The organism is Alterileibacterium massiliense (assembly GCF_900104645.1).
Classification (GTDB): domain Bacteria; phylum Bacillota; class Clostridia; order Peptostreptococcales; family Anaerovoracaceae; genus Alterileibacterium; species Alterileibacterium massiliense.
Genome location: NZ_FNWE01000002.1, coordinates 419,281 through 445,576 on the forward strand (window position 1 = coordinate 419,281; position 26,296 = coordinate 445,576).

Consider the following 26,296-nt stretch of genomic DNA (forward strand, 5'->3'; position numbering starts at 1 on the left):
AAAAACATAAAAAATCTAAATGTTTATGTTTCTATTCTTTATTATAAATAGGTATTCCATCAGGACCGATATAGGAAGCATCTCCGAAGGCAAGGATAGGCATAAATACAATGTTAAGTAATATCAAACCCACTGCGAAGCCACCGCCTTTTCCAAAAGACTTTGCCATCTTTGAGTAGAGCATTATACTTATAATTATATTTGCTATTGGGATAAAAAGTAATATGAACATAAAGCCTTTTCCTTTTGCCCAATACAATTCAAACATCTTATACCAATTTGCAAAAGGGATTATTGACCACCATCCAGGAATACCTGATTTAACAAATACCTTCCAAAGGACGATGATTGAAAAAATAGCATATACAAATAAGAAAATAAGAAAACCTGTACTTTCAAATAATGAATTAGAATAATAAGTTTGACTATAATCCATATTTCCTCCATTAATTAATAATTAAAATAAGCCTTTTAATAAATTTAACAATAAAATTTTAGGGGGGGGGTAGAGCAAAAATCAATATATAATATAAAAAAACATATGGATCAGCATATACTAAGTGAATTGGCACAAAACACAGTTTATAGTATAATTAGCCTAAATTGTTTTATCACTCATCAATGAGAATTTAGAAATAGATTTTAATTAGGAGGTAGGAATAATTAATCGTGGGTCGATAGTAAAAAATATTCGTGTTAAAACGAGTTTTAAATATAGATTGGTCTTAGAGGGAATAGCAGTTGGAATAATAGCAGGCATAGTCGTGGGGACATTTAGATGGCTTCTTACTATTGCAGAGCAGATGAGAAGAAGGCTCGTAATTTATGCAGGCTCAGGAATAGAGGGAGTTATGGTAACTTTCTTGCTCCTAATGATTATCGCAGTCTTGGTCGCACTTCTTCTAAGATTTGAGCCGGAGATTGGAGGTTCTGGAATCCCACAGATAGAAGGTGAGATGAAGGGTCAGATTGACCAGAACTGGGCAAGGGTTCTAATTGGCAAGCTCGCGGGCTGCGTTCTTGCAATAAGCGGCGGCCTCGCACTGGGTCGCGAGGGGCCGAGCATCCAGATCGGAGCCATGCTCGGCAAAGGCTTTGCTCGCACCCGCCACACCGTGCTGACCGAGGAGCGAATGTTGATAACCGCGGGTGCCGGAGCAGGCCTTTCCGCCGCTTTCGGAGCACCCCTCGCGGGAGCCTTGTTCGGGCTTGAAGAACTGCACAAAAATTTCAGTGCCGGAGTTCTTATAACAACACTATCCGCTTCAGTAGCATCAGACTTCGTCACAGCCAATATTTTGGGCGTAGTTCCTGTATTTAATTTCGACATCGAATATAGGATACCTTTAAAGTTATATTGGGCAGTGCTTACCCTTGGCATAATCTTGGGCTTGCTAGGAGCCTTATATAATAAGACAATTGATTTTATGCAAAATCTTTTTCAAAAGATTAAAATTCCTGAAATGAGGATAGGAATAATGTTCTTAACAAGTTTTGCTCTTATCTTCATTTTTCCATTAGCACTTGGTAGTGGAAGCAATCTTGTCACCGAGGTTAGTGCAGGCAGAATGACACTTATCGGAATACTGATTTTATTCCTAGTTAAATATCTTTTTTCAACAGCAAGCTTTGGCTCAGGTGCACCTGGCGGCATATTCTTGCCACTTTTAGTGCTTGGTGCCTTAATCGGAGGAATGTACTGCCGTATACTTGGAGTAACTTTCGGACTTGACCAAAAATATATCACAGCCTTTGTACTTATGGCGATGACGGGATATTTCTCAGCTATAGTTAGAGCCCCTGTAACGGGTATAATTCTTCTGACTGAGATGACAGGAAATTTCTACAGCTTGCTTGCCATGTCTTTGACATCGCTTATCGCCTATGTTATAGCAGACCTTCTAGGAGCACAGCCAATATATGATCAGCTTTTACGAAAGAGAATGGGTAAATCTCAATCGGTTGAAAATATAAGCATTGATGAATCAGGTAAAAGAAGAGCTGATGAGGATAAAAAGGTAATAATAACGACAGATGTAATTTTAGGCTCTTATATGGCTGGAAAGACTATAAGCAAGATTAATCTACCGCACGGATGCTTAGTGGTTAGCATAAATAGAGGTGGTGAAGAGATAATACCGGGAGGAATGACCGTTATTGAAGCAGGTGATGTGCTTGAAATCCTCTGTAAAAATTCCGATATAGCGGAAGCAGATAGAAGAATGCTTGTTAGGTGCAGGACACTTATGAAATAAAAAATAAGCTTAAAAGTTTAAGCTTATTTTTTTATGTTTAAATATTATTCTATTTAAATTATATATGTCTTTTTGACTATCTTTTTATATATTCTTAAATGTACACAAAGCCTTATTTTGTAGGCACTACGGGCATTTTGCTTTTAAGTATAAGAATAAAGGTAAACCTTGCAGATCTCCAAATTTTACTGAAGATGAAATAAAGGATATGTTTATAAGAGCATTAAATAAACTTACAAAAGTAAAGAAGGCAGTTACTAAAGAAATGAATAGCCTTATAGGTGATATATGCTCAGCTACTGATTTCGAAAAGGAATCTAGTAAACTTGAGCGAGAAATTGAAGTTATAGTATCTGAGATGAATAGCCTTATAAAAGCAAATGCGAACACTGCTCAAAATCAGGAAGAATATTTAAAAAGAGAAAATCAAATAAGATTAAAATACCAAGAAACAAGAGACAGGTTAACAGACATAAATAATAAAATCGAACTGAAGCAAAATAAGAAAACAATTTTGCTAAACTTTTTGAAGAACCTAGACGGGATTGATGGCGAAATTACTGAATTTGACGAGGACTTATGGTCAGGATTACTGGACTATATTTTAATAAAAGATAAGGGGGAGTATACCGCAGTGTTTAAGAATGGAACGGAAATAGATATATAATATAGAAGAAAATAGAACTGTCAAGGAAGTAAAAATTAGTAGAGTGTAAAAAATGTAATATATTTATATAAAAACAACAAATAATTTAATTAAAATTATTGCAAATATAGCAAGGTGTGATATCCTTAAGAAGAATATATACAAAAAGGAATTTACATGTTTAATCTTAATACGCTAGTGTTGTTAGATAGACAAGATAGTTCTGCCTATTTTGCAATTTCAAATAAGTTTAATAGAGGATCCTATGCATTTATTTTGATGCGTGGGATTTTTGATTGTTTATCTTGCTTAAAATAGATAGAGCAACTTAAATCGTCATCTATAATTTTGATTTTTTTATTTAGCATAAAAATATAAGGAGGTAAAATTATGAAAATAAAGGAAGGGAGAAGCATCACATTATTACTTGCACTGATGCTTGTCTTAATGAACCTGTTTGCCGTGCCTGCATGGGCAGCACCGGTAGGTGTTGCGATTGATGCCACAAACTTCCCGGATGCGAACTTCAGGAACTATGTTTCGGAGAATTTTGACAAGGATAATAACCATACATTATCCCAGGATGAACTTAATGCAGTGACAAAGATAGATGTTAACACAAAAAATATTACGTCACTTAGGGGGGTAGAGCATTTTACGGGATTAACAAAACTTGTTTGCAAACATAACCAACTGACTACCTTAGATCTAACGAAGAACACAACACTAGTGTATCTTGATTGCAGCTATAACCAACTGGCTACCTTAGATGTAACGAAGAACCCGGCACTTGAAAGCCTTAAATGCTTCGAAAACCAACTGACTACCTTAGATCTAACGAAGAACACAACACTAGTGTATCTTGATTGCAGCTATAACCAACTGGCTACCTTAGATGTAACGAAAAACCCGGCACTTGAAAGCCTTAAATGCTTCGAAAACCAACTGACTACCTTAGATGTAACGAAGAACCCGGCTCTAAAGGATTTTTCTTGCTACAATAACCAGCTGAAAGCCTTAGATGTAACGAAGAACCCGGCACTAGCGTATCTTAATTGCTCTCAAAACCAGCTGAAAGACTTAAATGTAATGAAGAACACGGCTCTAAAGGATCTTTCTTGCTTCGACAACCAACTGACTACCTTAGATCTAACGAAGAACACAACACTAGTGTATCTTGATTGCAGCTATAACCAACTGGCTACCTTAGATGTAACGAAAAACCCGGCACTTGAAAGCCTTAAATGCTTCGAAAACCAACTGACTACCTTAGATGTAACGAAGAACCCGGCACTAGCGTATCTTAATTGCTCTCAAAACCAGCTGAAAGCCTTAGATGTAACGAAGAACCCGGCACTAGCGTATCTTAATTGCTCTCAAAACCAGCTGAAAGACTTAAATGTAATGAAGAACACGGCTCTAAAGGTTCTTTCTTGCTTCGACAACAAACTGACTACCTTAGATGTAAAGAAAAACCTGGCACTTGAAGGACTTTTTTGCTCTCAAAACCAGCTGAAAGACTTAAATGTAATGAGGAACACGGCACTTGAAACACTTATTTGCTTCAATAACCAACTGACTACCTTAGATGTAACGAAAAACCTGGCACTAGAGTCTCTTGATTGCGGCAGTAACAAACTGACAAGCCTTGATCTTAAAGAAAACCAGCTGATCAGCGGCTTCAATGGAAATAATCAAGAATACGACATCGCAGTAGGTAAAAAGACTATGACTTTTGACCTTACGTCATTACCAGGAAACTTTGACCCGTTAAAGGCGAGCAGATGGGCAGGTGCAAGCGTCTCGAAAAGCACCCTCAATCTTAATAACACAAAGCCATCTGAGGTGACCTATACCTATAAAGCTAAGGACAATTATAACCTGTCGGTTACCTTAAATGTAACCTACAAGGAAGAGTTTACTATAACCTTTGACAAAAACGGTGGAACAGGAACGATGGCAGACGCTAATGTTGATATAGGTTCATCTTACACATTACCTGCTTGTGCCTTTACTGCTCCTGCAGGAAAAGAGTTCAAAGCATGGAGCATAAATGGCATCGAAAAGGCAGTCGGGGACAGCATTACAGTTAATGCTAATATCACGGTTAAAGCAATCTGGAAAGACAAGCCTGCAGTAGCTAATGAATCAGTCATTACCATTAACCCTAATGGTGGTAAATGGGCAGATGGAACAACAACACCTAAAACTTATACTGTAAAAGAAGGTACGTATTTCACACTACCTGAAGCACCGATAAGGGACGGATATACCTTCCGTTACTGGAAAGGAAGCAGATACAATCCGGGAGATAAATATAAAGTAACAGCTGCTGACCATACATTTACTGCAGTATGGGAGAAAAACGCTGTTAGTGATAAAACATCACCAAAAACTGGCGATAATGGAATGATGTATGTTTATGTTTTAGGATTGCTAGCAGCAACAAGTGGAATGCTTATTCTAAATGCTAGAAGAAATAAGAAAAATCTAAAGTAAGATTATAAAAAATCAAAAATGTGGCTTACATGTGAAATCGCATGTGAGCCATTTTTTATGTTTTCAAATAGAGAATTGATTTTTAATATATCATAGATACATGTAAAGGTGGGTGCATTATTATTTCAGTAGTTCATCAATATTTCGTTTTGAATATAAAAGTCTACGAACTTCCATAGTGTCATCAATGACTACATAAAAAATAGAAAAATTTCGAACATTAATCCTGTAGTAAGGATGTCTTCTTAATTTTGATGATTGATAAGGTACATAACTGCGAGGCATTTTAAGCCTTTTGATAATTGCTAGCTCTATATCATCAACCAGTCTATGAGCAGCACTAGGGTTTTTTAATGTGTTAGTTATATAGTTAGTAATATCGAGTAAGTCTTCTTCAAATAACGGAAGAAAAGTTAATTTATAATTTTGTTTGTTCATCTATTCTGCTTCTCACTTTACCAAAGATATCAGATTTAGAAAGACGAATAGAAGATTTTGCTGCCAAGGCATCGGCTTCATCAAGCTTTCTTTCAACATCATCTGTAAGAGCAGAGTATTGTTCAACGCTCATAAGTACCATTGTTCCATAACCATTTTTAGTGAGGAATACAGGAGCATTTGAACCTATAACAGTTTCTTCAATTTCTGGGAATTTGTTCCTTAAATCAGAAACCGGACGAATATTAATCATAGTATAGACCTCCTTTGCTATCAAGATAATATCATAATTTTATCTTAATTACAATAGGGGGGGGATAGAAATCTCCACTGATAATTAGTGGGGAAACTTCCAGTATATCGTGAATAATACGCCATATATACCAAAAAGGCACAAGTGCTAACAAAGCACTCATTGCAGACAATGCCCATGAAAGATAGGTCAATATCTTATACCCTCCGGCATAACTCATGAATCTTGATAGAGTAGAGTGTTTTTTCATATCAAAACCTCCTTAAATTTTTATTTTGTTTTAAACCACGCAAAGTTAGAATTAAATAACTTATGTGTAAAAATTTTAGGGCAAATCGCCCTAAAGAATAATTCTTTTTTATTGTCCCATAATTTTCATCCACCCAGCAGAATAAAAAGCCCTCATTTCTTGCAGATAATGTTTTGCTTCTACAAGTGGCATTTCATGCACAATCAGTTCAAAAAAGGTATTAAACATTCCCGTTATTAAGATATGATCTAAGCGTTCATCTATAGGCGGTGCAGGTCTGCCTAACTTTTCAAGAACCGCTAAATAATCATGTGTGCCCTGTGTTTCAATTTCCACCATTTCATCAATCAGTTTTGAAAAACGCGTTCCCTCTGAGCAGCAGAGTATGAGCTTAAATTCGTTCAAGTGTTCATAGGCGTACAAAAGCATTTCATACATACATTCACCAGAAGTAGAAGTAAGATTGTCAGGCTGTTCCTCTTGTGGAATTTCTGTAAAATCTTTCTGTGCCTTACAAAAACGATTCAATAAAAAATTATAATGTTCACCTACCAGTGCTTCAAATAAATCCTCTTTGCTGTCATAGTAGCCATAGAATGCACCTGTTGTCACACCTGCTGTTTTGGCAATATTCCGCAAAGAAGCAGATTTATAGCCCTTTTCAAGGAATTCCTGCATTGCCGCTGAATGAATTAAGGATAGTGTTGTCTGTTCTTCTTCACTCACTATCGCACCTCCTTATTTATATAACAGTGCTACATAACACTGTTATATCCTACAGCAATTTTAATATTTGTCAATATTTCTATTCCAAAAACAATAATAGAACTGCATTAGAAGTAAACGATTAATTTATCTAATATATAAAAATGGGAGATACACAGATATGATATCTCCCTTAGTTATTTTATTGTAATATCATGGCTCATTCAATCGTGGTAAATTCGTGGTAAAATGAATGTTCTTCTATACCTTAAAATACTTGAATGTATAGTGTTTATACGGATAATTGAAAAATAGATATAAAATTTATATTAACTATTATATTTTTTATTATCTTGTTATTTATTATTTATTATTTATCTAAAGACTAAGATAGTTTAATTTTGTTTTATAAAATCTTAATTTTTCAAGCTCTGTATAGGTGCTGGAATCCTTCCGCCACGATTAATCATCTTTGCAGGGGACTTTGTTTTAAGAGGCATTACCGGTCCATATCCTAGAAGTCCTCCGAAATTGAGTTCTTCACCACTTTTTAAGCCTATTGCCGGAATTAACCTTACAGCCGTCGTCTTTGAATTTATCATTCCTATAGCTGCTTCATCTGCAATTATTGCAGATATGACCTCAGGAGTCGTATCTCCCTGAACGACTATCATATCAAGACCTACAGAGCATACCGAAGTCATGGCCTCAAGTTTTTCTATTGATAGAGAACCTGAGCGGGCAGCTTCAATCATTCCTGCGTCCTCAGAGACCGGTATGAAAGCTCCAGATAGACCTCCGACAGAAGATGATGCCATAACCCCGCCCTTCTTTACTGCATCATTAAGCATGGCAAGGGCAGCAGTTGTGCCATGAGCACCGCACTCTTCAAGACCGATTTCTTCTAAAATGTGTGCTACGGAATCTCCGACGGCAGGGGTTGGAGCAAGGGATAAATCTACAATTCCAAAAGGAAGATTTAATGATTTAGCAACCTTTGTTCCAACAAGCTGACCTACCCTAGTTATCTTAAAAGCTGTTTTTTTGATAGCTTCAGCAACCTCATCAAGAGGAGCATCGCTAGGCATTGAACTTAGAACAGACCTTACAACCCCAGGTCCCGATACTCCTACGCTTAAAACTGAATCGGCTTCACCTGTTCCATGAAAAGCTCCTGCCATAAATGGATTATCTTCGACTGCATTGCAAAAGACAACTAATTTTGCAGCACCAATGCACTGATTATCCTTTGTGAGCTCAGCGGATTTTTTAATCTGAAAACCCATCTTAGCCACCGCGTCCATATTGATGCCTGCCTTTGTTGAACCGATATTAACTGATGAGCAGACCAGATTTGTTCTTGCAAGTGCCTCAGGAATGGATTCGATTAACTCTCCATCACCTGCACTTAGACCTTTCTGAACCAAGGCACTATAACCGCCGATAAAATTTATTCCGACGCTATTTGCAGCTTTATCAAGTGTAAGTGCATATTTTACTGGATCTCCTCCCGATACGCCAAGCAGTATGGAAATCGGTGTGACAGATACCCTCTTATTTACAATTGGGATACCGAGCTCATTGCTTATCTCATCAGCTTTTGCAACTAGGTTTTCAGCACGGCGACATATCTTATCATAAATTTTATTGCATGATTTATCTATGTCACTATCGGCACAATCTATGAGAGAGATTCCCATTGTTGTAGTGCGAATATCTAAATTTTCTTCTTGAATCATGGAAATTGTTTCCATGACATCATCGTAATTTACTAAAGACATTAATCTTCCTCCTAGATAGTGTGCATGGAATTGAAAATTTCTGAATTCATGACAGAGACCTTCATATCCTTTAATCTGCTAGATATATTTTTGGATAAGTCATCGCATGAACCCGTCATATTCTCTATATCTATTTCCATCATCATAGTGAAAAGACTTGAATTGACATTTTGACTAACGGTTATTACATTTGCACCCATTTTTGCAATTTCTACGGCTGCGGCTGCAAGTATACCGACCCTGTCTTTACCTATTATGGTTACAATTGCTCTTGCTTCATTATTATTTTTCATCTTTTTCTCCTTTACCTAGAGTTAATTGATGTATTAAATCCTTTGCTAAAAAATTACTGAGAAGATTGTGCTAATCTTTTATTACAATTTTAAAATCACCATCACCAATCGAGCGGTCAATCTGATATTTTAAATCAAGATTTGAAAATTTATTTTTAAAATACTCCTTATTTTCACTTTTATTACCTAACATATTTGAAAACCACTTAGGCGAAGAACAAATATCAACCTTTATTTTAGGCTCATCACTTTTTTTAGACTTATCACTTAAAATATCTCGATTGGCATTTATCAAATTTTCTATCCTATCTCTTGCAATTTCAGATTCGACAAGCTGTCTAAATGCAGGATGATAAGCAGGGGAGTCAATAACAGAATTATCAATTATATCGCCACTCTTTAATCCGACCCTCATTATTGTGATTCCCGCCTTTTCAAGTATCAAATATATGGCTTTGGCTCTTTTTACAGCCTCATCTCTCGTTAACGGTTTATATTCTCCATTCCTATACATATTTAATAATTCAGTATCCTCAAGCATGACTGTAGGATATATTCTAGCAAGAGAAGGAGAAAGCCTAACTACTTCATGTGCAGAATGAACTGAGGATTTCAAGGTATCCTTAGGAAGCCCGACCATGAGTTGCAAGCCGAGCTCAAATCCATAATCTTTAATAAGCTTGGCAGATTTTTCAGTGCATTTTGAATCATGTCCCCTTTTAGATGCCATAAGGACTTCATCATCAAAACTCTGAGCTCCAAGTTCTATGGTATCAACGCTGTGCCTTTTAAGATTTTCTAAAATATTTTCGTCGATATAATCGGGCCTTGTTGATAAGTGAATTTTGTCTATTCTTCCTAGCTCTTTATATCTCTTTGCAATATCAAGGTAAGAGGACTGAACCTCCATGGGTATGCCTGTAAAACTTCCGCCATAGAAAGCTAATTCAACGGTTTTAGCATAATTATCAGATTTAGCATAATTGAAAGAATCCTCTGAAAGAGGTCTTAGCGTCGATAGCCATTTATCAATTTTAGATTCAACTTCTTCATAACTTGGAATTGATTTTACACCAGTAATCTTATTCTGATTGCAAAAGACGCAATCGTATCCACAGCCATAGTGAGGAATAAATATAGGAATTATTGCGTGCTTTTTTTGGCTTCTAAAATTACCCATCTTAGTACCAGCCATTACTGTTGAAAAATTGCTCTGCTCCCGATATTGAGCCATACCTACCTATCATATATGAATACATCCAGTTAAGCTGAGTTCTAGGATTTGTTTCCCAGTCCGAGCCATAGCCCGCCATTTTATTACCTGGGAGTGCTTGCCCTAGTCCATATGCACCGGTGCTACTATTTCTTGCATTAACTCTCCAATTTGACTCATGGCTAATTATATTTGCCCAGCCGGAAGCCTCGGCACTTGACAATCCCTTTTCGAGAACAAGCTGTAAAAACACATCTTTTACATTGCCACTAGGAATACTCGCTGACATCTGCCTTGCTATTTCTGCCTCTTTTTCTTTCTTTTTTTGCTCCTCGAGCTCCTTTGCCTTTCGTTCTTCTTCAAGCTTTTTTTCAATAGCTTCATTTACGGCATTTGAATTATCTTTCATTAGTTCAGATATTTGAATGGCAGATTTTGAAACAGATTTGCTCTGCTCCACTGCCATAGAGTATACGGTTTGCATAAAGATGAAAATTAAAACGAAAAGAATACAAATTTCCACAATCAATATTTTTTTTAATCTGGATATAAATAATTGCATACTTATAAAAACTCCTTAATTTTGTGTAATAATTTATCATAAATATAGATTGCTTTTGTGAATAATAGAAAAAATAATCAAAAAGAGCTTGGGCTATTTTAATTATAGGAAAAATAATATATAATATTCATCGTAAATTTTTTAATATTTGCTGCCGTGGCTCAATGGTAGAGCACTTCACTCGTAATGAAGTGGTTGCGAGTTCGATTCTCGCCGGCAGCTCCACACAGAAAAGCCCTCAAACTGCTTGATTTAATAGCATTGAGGGCTTTTTATTGATTCAGAATATGTGAATACAATGAAGCTGTAATATTTTGCTCTGCAGTATTAATAAACATATACACGATAGAAAAATGTATTATAATATAAATGAATGAAAGTAAGCTAATAAAGAAGAAGCATATTGGGTAAAGTTTTTGCTTGGCGAAAGTAAGAGATTTAAACCGAACACTTAATGATATATTGGAATTTATGCTGGAGGATAGTAATGGACAATGATATAAAATTGTTTGAAGGGAATAAGATTCGTTCTTCTTGGGATAGAGAAAAGGAAGAGTGGTATTTTAGTATTGTTGATATTATTGGGATTCTTACAGAAAGTGAAAATCCAAGAAAATATTGGAGCGTTCTAAAAACACGACTAAAAAAAGAAGGAAATGAACTGGCTACAATTTGTAGCCAGTTGAAAATGAAAGCATCGGACGGAAAAATGAGAAATACAGATGTTGCAGATATTCAAGGGATATTTCGTATTATTCAGTCAGTTCCGTCCCCAAAAGCTGAACCTTTTAAGATGTGGTTAGCTGAAGTCGGAAAAGAAAGGATTGACGAAACAATTGACCCCGAGATTACAATAGATAGGGCTTTAGTAACTTATCTCAAAAAAGGTTACACTAGAGAATGGATCAATCAAAGATTACAAGCTATTCAGGTAAGAAAAGAACTTACGGACTCGTGGCAAGACCATGGAGTAACGCAGGGAAAAGAATATGCAATTCTTACCAATGAAATATCAAAGGCTTGGTCCGGTATGACAACAAGGCAGCATAAAGAATTGAAAGGTCTAAAAAAGGAAAATCTTAGGGACAATATGTCCACTACTGAACTTATATTAAATATGCTTGCAGAAACTGCGACAAAGGATATTGCAGAATCTACCAATCCACAGGGCTTGGAAGAAAATAAAAAAGTAGCAAAGCGTGGCGGTAGTATTGCCGGAAATGCAAGAAAAGAAATAGAATCAGAAACAGGTAAACCTGTAATTACATCAAAAAATGCAATTGACTTTGGCAAGCTGATTGATGATGTTACAAAGACTATAGATATGGAGAAATAGGCAATGGTAAGAAAACAAGAGCTTTATGTATTACAAAGCCAATTAAACAAAACTGTAAACCTTTAGCATATAGGTAAATTAAAATATTTGGGGTAAATATTTAGCATAGAAGGTTTAACAAACAGATATTAATTATAATATTGTCATAATTAATATGGAAGTCTGCACTGCACTTTGGTGCAGATTTTGCATAATTATCATACTTCATCTTTTAAATGTGCTAAAATATCGTGGTTATGATAAAGAGGATAAAAGTTTTATTTACACTACTTATAATTTTCATTTTAACTATAATGGCGATCAATTTGTATATGCTAAATTATTCAAAGGCATATATATTAGATGACAAAGAGGCAGATATTGAGTTTAAAAAGAAGCCACAAGACTGTGCCATTATACTTGGAGCATCGGTAAGAGCAGACGGAATGCCTAGCGAGATTTTAAGACTTAGGCTCGACAAGGGAATAGATTTATATAATAAAGGGTTTGTAAAAAAGCTACTTTTGACAGGCGACAATGGAAAGGTCGAATATAACGAAGTTGAAGTTATGAAAGATTATATCCTAGGCAAGGGTATATCAGGAGAAGATATTTTCTTAGACCATGCGGGGTTTTCAACATACGAATCTATGTATAGAGCAAAAAAGGTGTTCAATGTAAAAAAAGCGATAGTAATAACGCAGGATTTTCATCAACCTAGGGCAGTTTACATAGGTAGGAAATTGGGTTTATCAATCAAAGGAGTTCCATGCGAAGATGTTAATAGGGATAAGAATAATAAGGATTTAATGAGGGAAGTCTTTGCAAGAACCAAGGACTTTATGAAGATGATTGTTAAACCAAAGCCGACATATCTCGGAGAAACAATAGATATTAAAGGAAAGGGATACCCATCTTGGTAAAATAAAAATTTAATATTGATAAGTAAATCCAATAAAAAATGTGGAGGCTTATAATTAATAAGCACTGCCACATTTTTTACTTTATGTAAATATAACTTGAGTATTATTAAGAATTTATGCTTTCTTTTTCTTCTTGAAGGCAGGGCCCTCGTCAATAAGACCTGCATCAAGTCGCTTGAAGTAATCTCTAGTTGTAGATACAACAACTCCATTTAATGCAATAAGTGCAATTAGGTTAGGTATTGCCATAAGAGCGTTGAATATGTCTGCAGCTGTCCAAATAAATTCGAGAGTGAGGAATGGAGCAAAGAAGACAGCTAATATATATACATATCTATATATCATTACTGATTTCTGACTTCCGCCTGTAAGATATTCCATACTTCTTTCTCCGTAGTAGTTCCAGCCAAGAATAGTAGTGAAAGCGAAAATTGTCAGGCATGTCATTAGAACTACTGCACCGAACTGCTGACTCCAAGGTAAAGCTTTTCCAAAGGCTCTTATAGTTACATCAGCACCGTCAAGACCAACATTATATGAACCTGTGAGGACTATGCTTAGCCCTGTCATAGTACATATAACTATTGTATCTAAGAATGTACCAGTCATTGAAACAAGTCCTTGACGAGCAGGCTCTCTAGTCTGTGCAGCAGCTGCTGCGATAGGAGCACTACCTAGACCGGATTCGTTAGAGAAGATACCTCTTGCAACTCCCTTTTGCATTGCAGCCATCATAGCACCAAGAGCTCCTCCACCTACAGCCTTAATTCCGAAAGCACTCTTGAATATAGTTACGAAAGCGGCAGGAACAGCATTTATATTATAAATAATCATCGCAGTTACTGTGACCACATATATTACCATCATCGATGGTACGAGGAATGAAGCAACAGATGCGATTCTCTGTATTCCACCGATAAGAATTAGAGCAACCAAGGTCGTAATAACGACGGCACATATAGCTGTAGTCCATGTGTACTGATTTTCACCAATTGAGAATGCGATATTGCTAGCCTTAGGGTCAAATACATTATTTATAGCTTGAGTGATACTATTTACCTGAGTTATAGTACCAGGACCAAAAGCTGCAGCAATCGCGGCAAAGAGTGCAAAAGCCTTAGCTAGAGGAATCCATTTTTTACCAAGACCATTTTCAATATAATAGAATGGACCACCTATCGCATGACCGTTGTCGTCCATAACACGGTATTTAACTGCCAAAAGACCTTCAGCATACTTTGTTGCCATTCCGAATAGAGCGGCTATTTCCATCCAAAATAGTGCACCAGGTCCACCAGCAACTATAGCAGTAGCAACTCCTACGATATTACCTGTACCTACTGTAGCAGCTAGTGCAGTCGTAAGTGCGGCAAAGCTGGATACTTCACCCTCTCCACCAACTTCGTTATGTGTCATGTACTTTAAGGCTTTGCCTAGTCTTCTAAACTGAAGAAAACCAAGCCTTACGGTGAGGAGTAAACCAACGCCGAGTATTGCTACGATAAGCGGGGTACCCCAGACATATCCGTCGATAGTTATAATTGCTTGTGTAAATGCTTTCATAAATTCAACCTCCAAGTTATCTTTGGATTTTAGCCAACACCAGTACGCCTTTTGAAAATTCATATTAGTCATACTAAGCGTAAGTAAATCGGAGCTTTAATCTCAAGCTTATTGCTAAAAATGAATAAATTAAATGACCGACTTCAGGTTACTTAAGTCTAGTAACATCGGTCTTAATTCAAAAATTGTACTGTTTCTAGTACAATTTTACCTATTGAATTTAGTTTGTCAACAATAAAATATGATAAAACATTGTAAAAATTGTACAAAATATCCTAAAAGCTAGATTTTTCAAGGGAAAAAATTGTACTAAAATTAAGACAAAAATATAAAAAATACAAAAAAGAAGACTGTAGGGCTTTGTTAAGTCAAACGGGGAGGCAGACCCTAAGTCAAATTATGATTCAAATTTAGAAATGGAAAAATCTAATTTGTGAGCCTGAATTCTTGTTATATATTCTCAAATTTTATATAATTATATGATTATTAATAATATAATTTGAAAAGAGTTATTATTAAATAAATGTAAATAGATGTAAAGAAATATTAAAGAAATATTTTTAAGATATAAGATAGATAAAAGCTAGTATTAAAAATAGAAATGATATAAGGATAATAGAAAAATGGAAGAAAAAATGGCTGGCAACGAAAAAATGGAAAATACAATTATAAATAATAAAGAAAAATATGAAGATTATTATCCATATCTTGAGCCTGCAAGTGAGGTTTTGGAAAAAGAGGAGAGCAGAAAAAATGGGCTTAAATCTTCAGAAGCTGATGAGAGGCTTAAGAAATTTGGGAAAAACAAATTGATTGAGCAAAAGAAGAGAAGCACTATACTGAGGTTTCTCGATCAGATTAAAGACCCGATGATATTAGTTCTCCTAGCTGCAGCCCTCTTATCTTTTGCAACAGCAATATATCAAAAGGAATCTCCAGCAGATGTATTCATAATTTTATTTGTTGTAATTTTAAATTCTGTACTTGGTGTTATTCAGGAAAACAAGGCGGAGGAAGCAATTGATGCACTCAAGAAGATGACGGCTGCAACCTCTAAGGTTAAGAGAGATGGTAAGATTATTAACATAAAAAGCGAAGACCTTGTGAGGGGAGATATTATAATTTTAGAAGCAGGAGATGCTGTGCCTGCCGATGGAAGAATTATCGAATGTGCATCTCTTAAGATTGAAGAAAGTGCTCTTACAGGAGAATCCGTTCCAGTTACAAAAGAGGAAGAAATGCTTGAAATTCCAGATGGAGAAAAGGGAATCTCTCTAGGCGACAGAAAGAACATGATTTATATGGGAAGCACTGTCGTATATGGAAGAGGCAAGGCTGTTATAACTGGCACAGGAATGGATACTGAGATGGGAAAGATAGCCGATGCAATATCGCAGGCGAAAGAAGAACTGACCCCACTTCAGAAAAAATTAGCTCAGCTCAGCAAGATACTTACAATTGCCATAGGTGCTATATGCGTTCTCGTATTTCTACTTGGAATAATCGAAGCAAAGAGCGTGAACATAGATGTCATGATAGATACATTCATGCTCGCTATTTCACTTGCGGTTGCTGCCATTCCGGAGGGACTAGTCGCGGTTGTGACAATTGTTTTATCCATAGGTGTGACCAAGATGTCCAAAAGGAATGCTGTCATAAGGAAGATTACAGCGGTCGAAACTCTTGGATGTGCACAGGTGATTTGCTCCGATAAGACGGGAACACTCACGCAAAATAAGATGACTGTAGTGGACTATAGCTCGCCATATGAGAAATTGCTTGCAACAGGAATGGCACTCGCTTCAGATGCAGAGGAAGTAAACGCGGGAAATGAGGTTGAAATAATTGGAGAACCGACCGAGGCTGCTCTTGTAAAATATGCGAGCGAAAAGGGGATAAAAAAAGCTGAGATCATTAAAGATTATCCAAGAATTGGGGAAGCACCATTTGATTCAGGTAGAAAAATGATGTCGACAGTACATCATAATCGATTAAGCATGGCTATTTCAGAAGGAGATGACTTCATTTCCGACCTGATTTCAAAGTCAAATTATGTGCAGTTTACAAAGGGAGCTCCCGATGTCGTTTTGAAAAAATGCACACATATTTTAGAAAATGGTGAGATTGTCAATTTAGATGAAGAAAAGAAGAAAAAGGTAAATGAGAGAAACCTAGAAATGGCAAGCAAGGCACTCAGGGTGCTATCACTTGCAATTAGACTCTATGATGATAAGCCAAATAGCTTCGATAGCAAGGAACTCGAAAAAGATATGGTATTTGTAGGACTTACGGGAATGATAGATCCTGTTAGACCAGAAGCAAAAGAGGCAGTTCAGGAATGCAGGCAGGCTGGAATCAGACCTATAATGATAACAGGAGATCAGCTTGATACTGCGGTCGCTATAGCTAAGGAGCTTGAGATAATAGAGAGCGAAGATGAGGCTATCCTTGGAGCAAGGCTAGATGATATGACAGATGAGGAGCTCACAGCTAATATAGGAACATATTCAGTATATGCGAGGGTTCAGCCTGAGCATAAGGTTAGAATAGTTAAGGCTTGGCAAGCTAATAAGATGATAACGGCTATGACGGGTGACGGAGTTAATGACGCACCTGCGATTAAGACGGCAGACATTGGCGTAGGCATGGGAATTACTGGAACTGATGTTACAAAGAATGTTGCCGATATGATACTTGCAGATGATAATTTTGCAACCATAGTGTCAGCTGTTGAAGAGGGAAGAAGGGTATATGCGAATATAAGAAAGGCGATACAATTCCTGCTCGCTTCAAATATTAGCGAGGTTCTAGCAATTCTTACTGCAACGCTTCTGAGTTTCACAATACTTGAGCCGGCACATATACTCTGGATAAATCTAATAACCGATTCACTTCCTGCACTTGCACTAGGACTTGAGATTGGCGAAAAAGATGCGATGAGGAGAAAACCTCGCCGTTCAAATGAAGGAGTATTTTCTGGAGGACTTGGAACAGATACCCTTTATCAAGGCGTGTTAATAACAATACTAATCTTAACAGCATACTTCCTAGGGCATTATATGGAGACTGGAGTGTTTGAAATAACGGAGAGCAAGCACGGGATAACGATGGCATTTTTGACCATGTCCATGTGTGAGATCTTCCATTCATTTAATATGAGATCACGAGTTAACTCCATTTTTACGATAAAAAATCAAAACAAGTGGCTGTGGTTATCAGCAGGAGCTGCACTCCTCTTGACGACAGTTGTGATTTCGGTAGAACCGATTGCGAATCTCTTTGAGTTTACAGAGATCTCTATAAGAGAGTATTCGGCAGCAATGGTGCTTGCATTCATGATTATTCCTCTTGTTGAAATAGCTAAATTGATAAAGCGAAAACTTGGTCATGAGGAGCAATAGAAAGCTGGATAGCTCTATATAATATAATTTGGTTTTTTGTTTAACTGAAATAGTTTTATAGGATTTTAGCTTAATAGAAATTTTAGTTGAATTTTGTATTAATTTTGCATAAAAATTTGCGATATATTCTGCGTGCGATATATCTTGCATTTGAAATATTTTGATTGGGTCAGAATAGATGAAAGAAGAATTGAAAGAAAATAAAATGGGAAGAGAGCCCGTGCACGGTCTCCTTATAAAAATGGCACTGCCTATGATGATTTCGATGTTCGTACAATCATTATATAATGTGGTTGACAGCATTTTTGTAGCAAGAATTGGAGAAGATGCACTTTCTGCAGTTTCAATAACATTTCCAATTCAGATGCTCATGATTTCAGTTGCCATAGGTACGGGCATCGGTATGAGTGCTCTCCTATCTAGATTCCTTGGAGCAAAGGATTATAAGAGGGTAAATAGCGTTGCACAGAATGGGCTTTTTCTAGCCTTGATGAGTTATATATTTTTCTTCATGGTCAGCTTTGGAGCGAGGAGCTTCATGGCTTTTCAGATAGATGACAAAAATATCATTGAGCTTGGCACGACATATCTTACAATAGTAACAAGATTTTCGATATTCATCTTTATTCAGATAATGCTCGAGAGATTTCTTCAGGGAACAGGAAAAACGCTTTACATACTATTCACTCAGGCTTCCGGTGCAGTTACAAATATAATACTCGACCCAATACTAATCTTCGGACTTCTGGGAGCTCCTAAGCTAGGTGTTGCAGGTGCTGCCTATGCGACGGTAATTGGACAGCTGGTGGCGGTAATAATAGGTTTCTTTATAAATTTTCATAAGAATAAAGATGTTAATTTTACCCAGAGAGGGTTTAGACCTAATTTAGCAGATATAAAGGAGATATATAAGATAGGAGCACCGAGCATAATCATGCAGTCGGTAAGCTCAGTTATGATATTATTCATAAACATTATACTTGCAGGATTTGGATCAACTGCGGTCGCTACATTCGGAATCTATTTTAAATTGCAGAGCTTCATATTCATGCCTGTATTTGGATTAAACAATGCCATAGTTCCACTTATCGCTTATAATTATGGTGCTTATAAGCCTCAGCGAATGAGAGAGGTAATGAAGATAGGAAAGAGGTATGGAATAGGAATGATGCTCGCTGGTTCAATAATTTTCTGGGCAATTCCTGATATTCTTCTAAGCTTGTTTGACCCGTCAGAACAGATGATTCATATTGGAGTATCAATGCTTAGAATTATCGCAATTAATTTTCCTTTTGCGGGCTATGCCATTACTATGGGAGCGGTATTTCAAGCACTTGGAAAGAGCATTTACAGTATGTATATATCGATTTCTAGGCAGCTGCTCGTTATTATTCCAGTTACATATCTGCTATCCCTTGCCGGAGATGTTACCGCTATTTGGTGGGCGTTCCCAATATCGGAGATAGTTGGTTTTACGATGTCAGTATGGTTTGCTAGGAAAATCAAGAGAGATATAATAGGGCCGATGGATATTAAAGCAGATTTAAATAATTTATAAGATGAAATGGATATAAAAGTTAAAAGAACGAAAGATAAGAAAATAAAAGACAAATATATAAACAATAAACAAATAAATAATATGCAAATAAAAAATATGCAAAGAGAAGAAGCACGGGATAGATATAAAAAACTCGAAAGAGAGTATATAGACCTTGCGAGCCTCGAGATAGCAAAGGCATTATTTGATATGCGATGGTATAAGGAAGCGAGGACAATTTTTTGCTATATGAGCACTGAAAGAGAAGTGCAGACTGATAAGATAATAAATCAAGCTATTTCGGACGGAAAAAGAATTGCTATTCCAAGATGCCTAGGAAATGGTATTATGGAAAGCAGGATATATTTTGAAGATGGTAGGACATATCCTTTAGAAAGTGGAACTCTTGGGATAAGAGAACCTAAGATTGAAAATCCATTAGTAGATGTTAGCGAGATAGACTTGGCAATAATTCCTTGCCTATCCTGTGATAAGGAGGGTAATAGACTAGGACATGGAGCCGGATATTACGACAGATTTTTATCTGGGAAAGCAGGGAATAAAATTCGAAAAGTGTGCCTTTGCTTTTCAGAGCTTTTGGCAGATTACATATATACAGAAAGTAACGATATTAAGATGAACAGAGTGATAACAGAGGAGAATACATATTATGAATGTGAATAATATTGAGAATATAAATAAAGAAAATAGCAATAATTGCAAAAGCGACAAAAGCAACAAAAACAATAAAAACAATAAAAAAATAATGCTGACTGGGGATAGACCTACAGGAAAGCTTCACCTTGGACACTATGTGGGTTCAATCCGTCAGCGACTTGAGATACAAAATTCAGGTGAAATGGACGAGGTTTTCATAATGCTCGCTGATGCACAGGCACTTACAGATAATTTTGACAATCCTGAAAAAGTGGCTTCAAGTGTAATAGAGTGCACCCTTGATTATCTCGCTTGCGGAATAGACCCTGATAAGGCACACATTTTCATACAGTCACAGATAAGAGAGCTTCACGAGCTGACAATCTATTATATGAATTTGGTAACAGTATCAAGAGTTCAGAGAAATCCAACCGTAAAGACGGAGATAAAACTCAGAGGGTTTAATAACAATATACCTGTTGGATTTTTTACCTATCCGATAAGTCAGGCATCTGATATTACAGCATTCAAGGCAACAATTGTTCCAGTTGGAGAAGATCAGGAGCCTATGATTGAACAGACTAGAGAGATAGTAAGGAGCTTCAATAGAACATATAATTGCGATGTGCTTGTTGAACCAGAGATATATCTGCCTCCTAATGGAGCCTGCCTAAGGCTACCAGGAATAGATGGACAGGCTAAGATGAGTAAGTCGCTTGGAAATGCAATATATCTAAGTGATACGGAAGAAGAGTTAAAGAAAAAGGTCATGAGCATGTATACTGACCCTGAGCACATCAGAGTCGAGGACCCTGGGAAAATTGAGGGAAACATGGTTTTCACCTATCTTGAAGCTTTCAGTAACGATGAAGATTTTGAGAAATTCCTACCAGAATATAAGAATTTAGATGAACTAAAGGAACATTATCAAAGAGGAGGGCTCGGAGATGTAAAGGTCAAGAAATTCCTGCTCAAGGTTTTGAATCAGATGCTCGACCCTATCAGAGAGAGGCGTTCATATTATGAAAATCATTTAGATGAGGTTATAAAGATACTTGAGGATGGAACAAGGGCTGCCCAAAAAGTTGCAGGCGAAACATTAAAAGAAGTAAAAAGAGCTATGAAAATTAATTATTTTGAAGAGTGGAACAAATAAACGGGTGATATATGATTAAAAAAATTTATAAAAGTCCATATTTTAAAGCTATGCTAGTTTTTATCATAGGTGGGTTTATGCTCATGCTTTTGAACAACCTGATAAGGACTGCAGATGCGGGAGATTTGATTAAGAAGATAAATTCAGCACTCATGCCACTTTACATCGGCATAGTAATAGCCTTCTTGCTCTGCCCTATTTACAATAGGATAGTGGGCAAGACATTCAAATTAATAAATAGAAAGGCATACTCTGCTAGCAGTGGAACTGAGGCGGCTAGTGAGGTGAAAAAGGCTCTAAAAAAAGGGAATAGGATATTGATAGTTTCTAGGGTAATAGGAACAATTATCTGCCTTGCAATACTTGTGCTCTTTGTTACCCTTATCGCTTATCTTGTTATTCCTGAGCTTTTTAACAGCATCGTGAATGTCATGTATAAGATACCGGCAGGAATGACGAATTTAAGAGAGTGGTCACACGCACATCTATCAAAATATCCTCCGTTGATTAAGCAGATAGATACGATTACAAATACAGGAACTACAGACATTATAGCTTGGATTCAGGCAAATATATTAAATGTAAGAGATGCAGGAAACCTCGCCACGCAAATATCTAACGGATTATTCCATGCTATGAAAACAATTATTAATATAGTTGTTGGAATGCTCATAGCTATATATCTATTGAATTTCAAGGATAGGATATTTGCTATAAGCAGAAAAATAGTTGCTGCAACTTGCTCTGAAAAGAGGGCAAGCGGATTATTCCAGTTCGCATATATAATAAATACGACATTTATAGGGTACATCGTTGGAAGAATTATAGACGGTATAATAATAGGCGTAATAACATTTATAGTGATGTCCGTATTCGGTATTCCGCTTCCAATACTATGCAGTGTAATAGTTGGTATAACTAATATCATACCTTTCTTTGGACCTTTTATAGGTGCAATACCAGCAGCACTTCTTATAACACTTGAAAGCCCAATACACGCAGTTTATTTTCTAATATTTGATTTGATTATCCAGCAAATTGATGGAAATATTATAGGGCCTAAGGTGGTTGGAACAGCTATAGGAATGAGCAGTTTCTGGGTTCTAATTGCTGTAATTGTAGGCGGAGGGCTCTTCGGCTTCCTCGGAATGGCTCTTGGAGTGCCGGTGTTTGCAGTGATATATAGATATGTAAATATGGCGGTAACAAAAAAGCTTGAGAACAAAGAAAAAGCCTTGTTCTCAGATGATTATTACTACCTTGAAGCATATAAGCTTGATGCAGGCAAGGTCATGGAGAAAAAAAGTGACAAATAAAGAAGTAGAATTGATATATGAAAAAATTCTAAATCTCGGAATTAAAAAAGAAAATCTCATAAAGGGTGAGCCGATGAAAAACCATACATCTTTTAGGATTGGCGGCCCTGCAGACATCTTTATTGTGTGCGAAAATGAGAAAGAACTTAGCAGGATATTATCATTTGTTCAAAATGAAAATATCAAACATTTGCTTATAGGTAATGGCTCAAATTTATTATTTAAAGATAGTGGATATGACGGCATTATAATAAAACTCGCAGGAGATTTTGAAAAAATTGAAAAAAGGGGAGAAGATGAAATCTACGCCGGATCGGCAGCCTTGCTTTCAAAAGTTAGCAACTTTGCTTCTATAAATTCTCTTTCTGGCATGGAATTTGCGAGCGGTATTCCAGGAAGCCTCGGTGGTGCAATATTCATGAATGCTGGGGCATATGGAGGAGAGATGAAAGATGTCATTTGTGAAGTCGATATCATGAGCAAAGATGGTAAAAACATTCGCAAAGTCAGCGGTGAAGACATGGGATTTTCATATAGACACAGTGCAGTTGAAGGTAGCAATGATATAGTTATATCAGCCTTGCTTAAGTTAATTCCAAGTGAAGCAAATATTATTAAATCAAAGATTGACGAACTTGGAGAAAGTAGAAGATCTAAGCAACCGACCAATCTTCCGAGTGCGGGAAGCTTTTTTAAAAGACCTCAGAATGGATATGCAGCCGCATTAATTGAAGAAGCGGGGCTAAAGGGATATTCAGTTGGTGGAGCAAGTGTATCAGAAAAGCACTCAGGCTTTGTTGTTAACAATGGTGGGGCTAGTTATTTTGATGTAATAGAACTTATGAATCATGTGCAGGAAGAAGTTAATAAGAAATTCGGCATCATGCTAGAACCTGAAGTCAGAATAATAGATTAAAATGGCTAATCTTGATATTGTCAATAATTTAAAACTGATTGGAGATTACCACACTCATACGATATATTCATCTTCAAAGATATATAAGCATGGTAAGGGCAGAATAATTGAAAATGCAAAAAGAGCAAGAGAGCTTGGAATAAGTGAAATAGCAATCACAGACCATGGACCGGCACATAGGTTTTATGGAATAAAAATTTCAGAATTGCCTAAAATTAGAAAAGATATTGAAGAAGCAAATAAAATAATTCAGGATATTAAAATCCATTTAAGCGTAGAAGCAAATATTATCGATACCCCTAGTGGAATAGACATCGAAGAAAAAGACATTGATAAGTTTGATTATCTTACAGCCGGTTATCATCTGGGCTGTGAAAGCGGACAGACGATGAAAAATATAATTTCATATGGAAGATTTATGCCAAGGGGAAGATATGAAAGGCTTCGCTCAAATAATACGAATATGGTAATAAGAGCCTTATATCAAAATGATATAAGGGTGTTAACCCACCCATTTGATAAGGCACCATTTTATAAGGATGAAATAGTCAAGGCCTGCGAAGAAAATCATACGCTGATTGAAATAAATAATAGACATAATAATTTGACAGTAGATGATATTTATGAAATTGCTAAATACAATATTAAATTTATTATTAGTAGCGATGCACATAGACCTCGCGAAGTCGGTAAAGTTGGCCTCGCAATAGATAAGGTACTAAAATCGGGATTAGAGATAAGTAGAGTTGTCAATTTGGAAAGGAGGAGCTAGTATGGAAGTAATGATAATAACTGGAATGTCAGGTGCAGGTAAAACTAATGCAGTTGACTGGTTTGAGGAACACAAGTATTACTGTATAGATAATATGCCACCTATGCTTATGAAAAATTTCATAGAGCTCTCCATTTCAAATAAAAAAGTTAAAAAGGCAGCCTTTGTTGCCGATGTGAGGTCTGGGGCTTTTTTTTCGGAACTTGAAAATATCGTAGATGAGCTTAAAAAGATGAAGGATTTGACAGTAAAAGTGCTCTTCCTTGAAGCTGCCATTCCTACGATTGTTAGAAGATATAATGAAACGAGAAGAAGCCACCCATTAACCGGTGGTAGAGCGACGGCAGATGTTATAAGACTTGAAAAAGAAAAGCTCGACGGAATGAAAAAGAGAGCGGATTTTGTAATAGATACTACAGGATTAAAGGTATCAGATTTTCATGCGGAGATGGAGAGCGTTATTATAGGTCAAAAGGGCTCAAGCCCATTTCATATAAATATAAGTTCCTTTGGATATAAATATGGCATTCCAATGGAAACAGATATTACATTTGATGTTAGATTTATCCCAAACCCTTATTATGTAAAGAGCTTAAAGAAGCTGACAGGAAATAATAAAAAGGTCTCATCTTATGTATTTAGACATGAGATAGCGGAGGAATTTGTAAAACAATTTATAGAGCTAATAAATATGCTGATACCTGGATATATTAAAGAGGGAAAGCATCATATCAATATAGCCTTTGGCTGCACTGGAGGACATCATCGCTCGGTTGCTGTAGCTAACAGGGTTGCAGAAATTTTTCGTGAGGATGGAAAGCTCGTGACCATAAATCATAGGGATCTCGATTTTTTGAATAGGAATAAGGGATAATGAGTTTTTCTTCTGATGTAAAAGGAGAGCTTGCTAGGCTCGAAATAAAGAAAAAAGAGGATATGTTAGCTGAAATTTCAGGATTTCTAAGGGTTTCGGGAAGCATAAGGCTTAATGGAAGCGGGAAGATGAGCATAGTGGCATCCACTGAAAATCCCGCTATAGCAAGGCATTTTAAAAAGCTAATAAGGGATTATTTTGGTTCTTCTGCTGACCTTGAAATAGGCGAATCTGAAGCTCCCGGTAGTGGAAAACATTATAGCAGTGGTTATAGGTACTCATTAAAAATAGGTCATGAGGGTAAAAGCGATAGAATACTTAGAGAGACGGGAATACTCATGATTAAAGAGGGTGATGACTATCTTTCAGATGGAATCTATCAGCCGATAATATCTAAAAAAAGTGCGAAAAAAGCTTATCTTAGAGGCTTATTCTTAGGTTGCGGTACTATCTCCGATCCGAAGAAAAGCTATCATCTCGAATTTGTTATAAAAAGAGATGGACTTGCACAGGATTTAAAAAAATTGATAGATTCTTTTGTTGAAATGAGAGCAAATATTTCAAAGAGGAAGAATCAAAATATAGTATATATAAAAAAAGCAGATTATATCAGTGATATGCTCGGAATAATGGGAGCTGATTTTGCAGTTATGAATTTTGAAAATATCAGGCTTGAAAGAAAAATCAAGGGTGAAGCTATGAGGCTTTCAAATTGTGATAATGCTAATGTAGATAGGCTCATAACTGCGGCTGAAAGACAGCTTAAAGATATAGAACTTATAGATAAATACATGGGAGTGGATAATCTTCCGCTTCGCTTAAATGAGATTGCAAATGCAAGATTAAAAAATCCGTCTGCAAGCCTGACTGAAATTGGAAATTCCTTAGCCGAGCCGGTAGGAAAATCAGCAGTTACCAAGAGGTTTGCGAAGCTTAAGGAAATTGCTGAAAAGCTTAAGGAGAGTATTTAA

The 26,296-nt window shown here is 36.4% G+C and carries 24 protein-coding genes and 1 tRNA gene; 15 read left to right on the forward strand and 10 right to left on the reverse strand.

The window, feature by feature from the left end; genetic code table 11:
- Positions 1-31 precede the first annotated feature (31 nt).
- Positions 32-436: a DUF5684 domain-containing protein gene (locus tag BQ5371_RS03795; protein WP_071132596.1), complete on the reverse strand. Its 405-nt coding sequence runs from the start codon at positions 434-436 to the stop codon at positions 32-34.
- Between the two features lie 283 nt (positions 437-719).
- Here BQ5371_RS03795 and BQ5371_RS03800 point away from each other — a divergent pair, with 283 nt between their 5' ends.
- The 3 genes from BQ5371_RS03800 (at position 720) to BQ5371_RS03810 (ending at position 5,400) form a co-directional block, all read left to right on the forward strand.
- Positions 720-2,255: a ClC family H(+)/Cl(-) exchange transporter gene (locus BQ5371_RS03800; protein WP_083377417.1), complete on the forward strand. Its 1,536-nt coding sequence runs from the start codon at positions 720-722 to the stop codon at positions 2,253-2,255.
- A gap of 208 nt (positions 2,256-2,463) precedes the next feature.
- Positions 2,464-2,922, forward strand: a complete 459-nt coding sequence (locus tag BQ5371_RS03805; protein WP_071132598.1) for a hypothetical protein — start codon at positions 2,464-2,466, stop codon at positions 2,920-2,922.
- A 369-nt stretch (positions 2,923-3,291) separates the two neighbouring features.
- Complete coding sequence (locus tag BQ5371_RS03810; protein ID WP_071132599.1) at positions 3,292-5,400, forward strand: InlB B-repeat-containing protein; 2,109 nt, start codon at positions 3,292-3,294, stop codon at positions 5,398-5,400.
- 120 nt (positions 5,401-5,520) lie between these two features.
- Here BQ5371_RS03810 and BQ5371_RS03815 read toward each other — a convergent pair whose 3' ends face one another.
- The 8 genes from BQ5371_RS03815 to BQ5371_RS03850 form a co-directional block, all read right to left on the reverse strand.
- A complete protein-coding gene (locus BQ5371_RS03815) occupies positions 5,521-5,838 on the reverse strand; it encodes a type II toxin-antitoxin system RelE/ParE family toxin (RefSeq protein ID WP_071132600.1) in 318 nt (105 codons plus the stop codon).
- Entirely contained in the window at positions 5,819-6,091 is a 273-nt protein-coding gene (locus BQ5371_RS03820) for a type II toxin-antitoxin system Phd/YefM family antitoxin (protein ID WP_071132601.1), read from the reverse strand. The genes BQ5371_RS03815 and BQ5371_RS03820 overlap by 20 nt, the downstream gene beginning before the upstream one ends.
- A 31-nt stretch (positions 6,092-6,122) precedes the next feature.
- Positions 6,123-6,341, reverse strand: coding sequence for a hypothetical protein (locus BQ5371_RS03825; RefSeq protein ID WP_071132602.1), 219 nt, complete (start codon positions 6,339-6,341; stop codon positions 6,123-6,125).
- A gap of 108 nt (positions 6,342-6,449) precedes the next feature.
- Entirely contained in the window at positions 6,450-7,067 is a 618-nt protein-coding gene (locus BQ5371_RS03830; protein WP_071132603.1) for a TetR/AcrR family transcriptional regulator, read from the reverse strand.
- A gap of 395 nt (positions 7,068-7,462) precedes the next feature.
- Positions 7,463-8,827 (reverse strand): PFL family protein, encoded by a 1,365-nt coding sequence (locus BQ5371_RS03835; RefSeq protein WP_071132604.1) that lies wholly within the window; start codon positions 8,825-8,827, stop codon positions 7,463-7,465.
- Positions 8,828-8,838: 11 nt separating this feature from the next.
- On the reverse strand, positions 8,839-9,120 hold the full coding sequence (locus BQ5371_RS03840) for an ACT domain-containing protein (RefSeq protein WP_071132605.1): 282 nt from the start codon (positions 9,118-9,120) through the stop codon (positions 8,839-8,841).
- Positions 9,121-9,190: 70 nt separating this feature from the next.
- On the reverse strand, positions 9,191-10,354 hold the full coding sequence (locus BQ5371_RS03845; protein ID WP_235821176.1) for an elongator complex protein 3: 1,164 nt from the start codon (positions 10,352-10,354) through the stop codon (positions 9,191-9,193).
- Positions 10,302-10,895 carry an aggregation-promoting factor C-terminal-like domain-containing protein gene (locus BQ5371_RS03850; RefSeq protein WP_071132606.1) on the reverse strand — a complete coding sequence of 198 codons (594 nt, stop codon included), beginning with the start codon at positions 10,893-10,895 and terminating at the stop codon, positions 10,302-10,304. The genes BQ5371_RS03845 and BQ5371_RS03850 overlap by 53 nt, the downstream gene beginning before the upstream one ends.
- Positions 10,896-11,045: 150 nt before the next feature.
- Between BQ5371_RS03850 and BQ5371_RS03855 the strand changes: the two genes are divergently transcribed.
- The 3 genes from BQ5371_RS03855 (at position 11,046) to BQ5371_RS03865 (ending at position 13,133) form a co-directional block, all read left to right on the forward strand.
- A tRNA-Thr gene (locus BQ5371_RS03855) sits at positions 11,046-11,120 on the forward strand.
- A gap of 262 nt (positions 11,121-11,382) precedes the next feature.
- Entirely contained in the window at positions 11,383-12,231 is an 849-nt protein-coding gene (locus tag BQ5371_RS03860; protein ID WP_071132607.1) for a BRO family protein, read from the forward strand.
- Positions 12,232-12,542: 311 nt separating this feature from the next.
- Entirely contained in the window at positions 12,543-13,133 is a 591-nt protein-coding gene (locus BQ5371_RS03865; protein ID WP_159428254.1) for a SanA/YdcF family protein, read from the forward strand.
- Between the two features lie 114 nt (positions 13,134-13,247).
- Here BQ5371_RS03865 and BQ5371_RS03870 read toward each other — a convergent pair whose 3' ends face one another.
- Positions 13,248-14,696 carry an alanine/glycine:cation symporter family protein gene (locus BQ5371_RS03870; protein WP_071132609.1) on the reverse strand — a complete coding sequence of 483 codons (1,449 nt, stop codon included), beginning with the start codon at positions 14,694-14,696 and terminating at the stop codon, positions 13,248-13,250.
- Between the two features lie 623 nt (positions 14,697-15,319).
- Here BQ5371_RS03870 and BQ5371_RS03875 point away from each other — a divergent pair.
- The 9 genes from BQ5371_RS03875 to whiA all read left to right on the forward strand — a co-directional run bounded on the left by BQ5371_RS03875 (position 15,320) and on the right by whiA (position 26,296).
- Positions 15,320-18,097 carry a cation-translocating P-type ATPase gene (locus BQ5371_RS03875; RefSeq protein ID WP_331462934.1) on the forward strand — a complete coding sequence of 926 codons (2,778 nt, stop codon included), beginning with the start codon at positions 15,320-15,322 and terminating at the stop codon, positions 18,095-18,097.
- Positions 18,098-18,275: 178 nt separating this feature from the next.
- On the forward strand, positions 18,276-19,655 hold the full coding sequence (locus BQ5371_RS03880; protein ID WP_071132610.1) for an MATE family efflux transporter: 1,380 nt from the start codon (positions 18,276-18,278) through the stop codon (positions 19,653-19,655).
- 6 nt (positions 19,656-19,661) lie between these two features.
- Entirely contained in the window at positions 19,662-20,318 is a 657-nt protein-coding gene (locus BQ5371_RS03885; RefSeq protein WP_083377418.1) for a 5-formyltetrahydrofolate cyclo-ligase, read from the forward strand.
- Positions 20,305-21,447, forward strand: a complete 1,143-nt coding sequence (gene trpS, locus BQ5371_RS03890; RefSeq protein ID WP_083377419.1) for a tryptophan--tRNA ligase — start codon at positions 20,305-20,307, stop codon at positions 21,445-21,447. The genes BQ5371_RS03885 and trpS overlap by 14 nt, the downstream gene beginning before the upstream one ends.
- Before the next feature lie 11 nt (positions 21,448-21,458).
- Entirely contained in the window at positions 21,459-22,763 is a 1,305-nt protein-coding gene (locus tag BQ5371_RS03895; RefSeq protein ID WP_071132611.1) for an AI-2E family transporter, read from the forward strand.
- Positions 22,753-23,679 (forward strand): UDP-N-acetylmuramate dehydrogenase, encoded by a 927-nt coding sequence (gene murB, locus BQ5371_RS03900; RefSeq protein ID WP_235821177.1) that lies wholly within the window; start codon positions 22,753-22,755, stop codon positions 23,677-23,679. Before BQ5371_RS03895 ends, murB begins: the two co-directional genes overlap by 11 nt.
- A gap of 1 nt (position 23,680) precedes the next feature.
- On the forward strand, positions 23,681-24,451 hold the full coding sequence (locus BQ5371_RS03905) for a PHP domain-containing protein (protein ID WP_071132613.1): 771 nt from the start codon (positions 23,681-23,683) through the stop codon (positions 24,449-24,451).
- A 1-nt stretch (position 24,452) separates the two neighbouring features.
- A complete protein-coding gene (rapZ, locus tag BQ5371_RS03910; RefSeq protein WP_071132614.1) occupies positions 24,453-25,325 on the forward strand; it encodes an RNase adapter RapZ in 873 nt (290 codons plus the stop codon).
- Positions 25,325-26,296 carry a DNA-binding protein WhiA gene (whiA, locus tag BQ5371_RS03915; RefSeq protein WP_071132615.1) on the forward strand — a complete coding sequence of 324 codons (972 nt, stop codon included), beginning with the start codon at positions 25,325-25,327 and terminating at the stop codon, positions 26,294-26,296. The genes rapZ and whiA overlap by 1 nt, the downstream gene beginning before the upstream one ends.

Excerpts from the sequence above, each read along its gene's own strand:
- BQ5371_RS03795 (WP_071132596.1), bottom strand. The coding sequence starts at position 436 with ATGGATTATAGTCAAACTTATTATTCTAATTCATTATTTGAAAGTACA.
- BQ5371_RS03805 (WP_071132598.1), top strand. The coding sequence starts at position 2,464 with ATGTTTATAAGAGCATTAAATAAACTTACAAAAGTAAAGAAGGCAGTT.
- BQ5371_RS03810 (WP_071132599.1), top strand. The coding sequence starts at position 3,292 with ATGAAAATAAAGGAAGGGAGAAGCATCACATTATTACTTGCACTGATG.
- BQ5371_RS03815 (WP_071132600.1), bottom strand. The coding sequence starts at position 5,838 with ATGAACAAACAAAATTATAAATTAACTTTTCTTCCGTTATTTGAAGAA.
- BQ5371_RS03820 (WP_071132601.1), bottom strand. The coding sequence starts at position 6,091 with ATGATTAATATTCGTCCGGTTTCTGATTTAAGGAACAAATTCCCAGAA.
- BQ5371_RS03825 (WP_071132602.1), bottom strand. The coding sequence starts at position 6,341 with ATGAAAAAACACTCTACTCTATCAAGATTCATGAGTTATGCCGGAGGG.
- BQ5371_RS03835 (WP_071132604.1), bottom strand. The coding sequence starts at position 8,827 with ATGTCTTTAGTAAATTACGATGATGTCATGGAAACAATTTCCATGATT.
- BQ5371_RS03840 (WP_071132605.1), bottom strand. The coding sequence starts at position 9,120 with ATGAAAAATAATAATGAAGCAAGAGCAATTGTAACCATAATAGGTAAA.
- BQ5371_RS03845 (WP_235821176.1), bottom strand. The coding sequence starts at position 10,354 with ATGGCTCAATATCGGGAGCAGAGCAATTTTTCAACAGTAATGGCTGGT.
- BQ5371_RS03850 (WP_071132606.1), bottom strand. The coding sequence starts at position 10,895 with ATGCAATTATTTATATCCAGATTAAAAAAAATATTGATTGTGGAAATT.
- BQ5371_RS03860 (WP_071132607.1), top strand. The coding sequence starts at position 11,383 with ATGGACAATGATATAAAATTGTTTGAAGGGAATAAGATTCGTTCTTCT.
- BQ5371_RS03865 (WP_159428254.1), top strand. The coding sequence starts at position 12,543 with ATGCTAAATTATTCAAAGGCATATATATTAGATGACAAAGAGGCAGAT.
- BQ5371_RS03870 (WP_071132609.1), bottom strand. The coding sequence starts at position 14,696 with ATGAAAGCATTTACACAAGCAATTATAACTATCGACGGATATGTCTGG.
- BQ5371_RS03875 (WP_331462934.1), top strand. The coding sequence starts at position 15,320 with ATGGAAGAAAAAATGGCTGGCAACGAAAAAATGGAAAATACAATTATA.
- BQ5371_RS03880 (WP_071132610.1), top strand. The coding sequence starts at position 18,276 with ATGAAAGAAGAATTGAAAGAAAATAAAATGGGAAGAGAGCCCGTGCAC.
- BQ5371_RS03885 (WP_083377418.1), top strand. The coding sequence starts at position 19,662 with ATGGATATAAAAGTTAAAAGAACGAAAGATAAGAAAATAAAAGACAAA.
- trpS (WP_083377419.1), top strand. The coding sequence starts at position 20,305 with ATGAATGTGAATAATATTGAGAATATAAATAAAGAAAATAGCAATAAT.
- BQ5371_RS03895 (WP_071132611.1), top strand. The coding sequence starts at position 21,459 with ATGATTAAAAAAATTTATAAAAGTCCATATTTTAAAGCTATGCTAGTT.
- BQ5371_RS03905 (WP_071132613.1), top strand. The coding sequence starts at position 23,681 with ATGGCTAATCTTGATATTGTCAATAATTTAAAACTGATTGGAGATTAC.
- rapZ (WP_071132614.1), top strand. The coding sequence starts at position 24,453 with ATGGAAGTAATGATAATAACTGGAATGTCAGGTGCAGGTAAAACTAAT.
- whiA (WP_071132615.1), top strand. The coding sequence starts at position 25,325 with ATGAGTTTTTCTTCTGATGTAAAAGGAGAGCTTGCTAGGCTCGAAATA.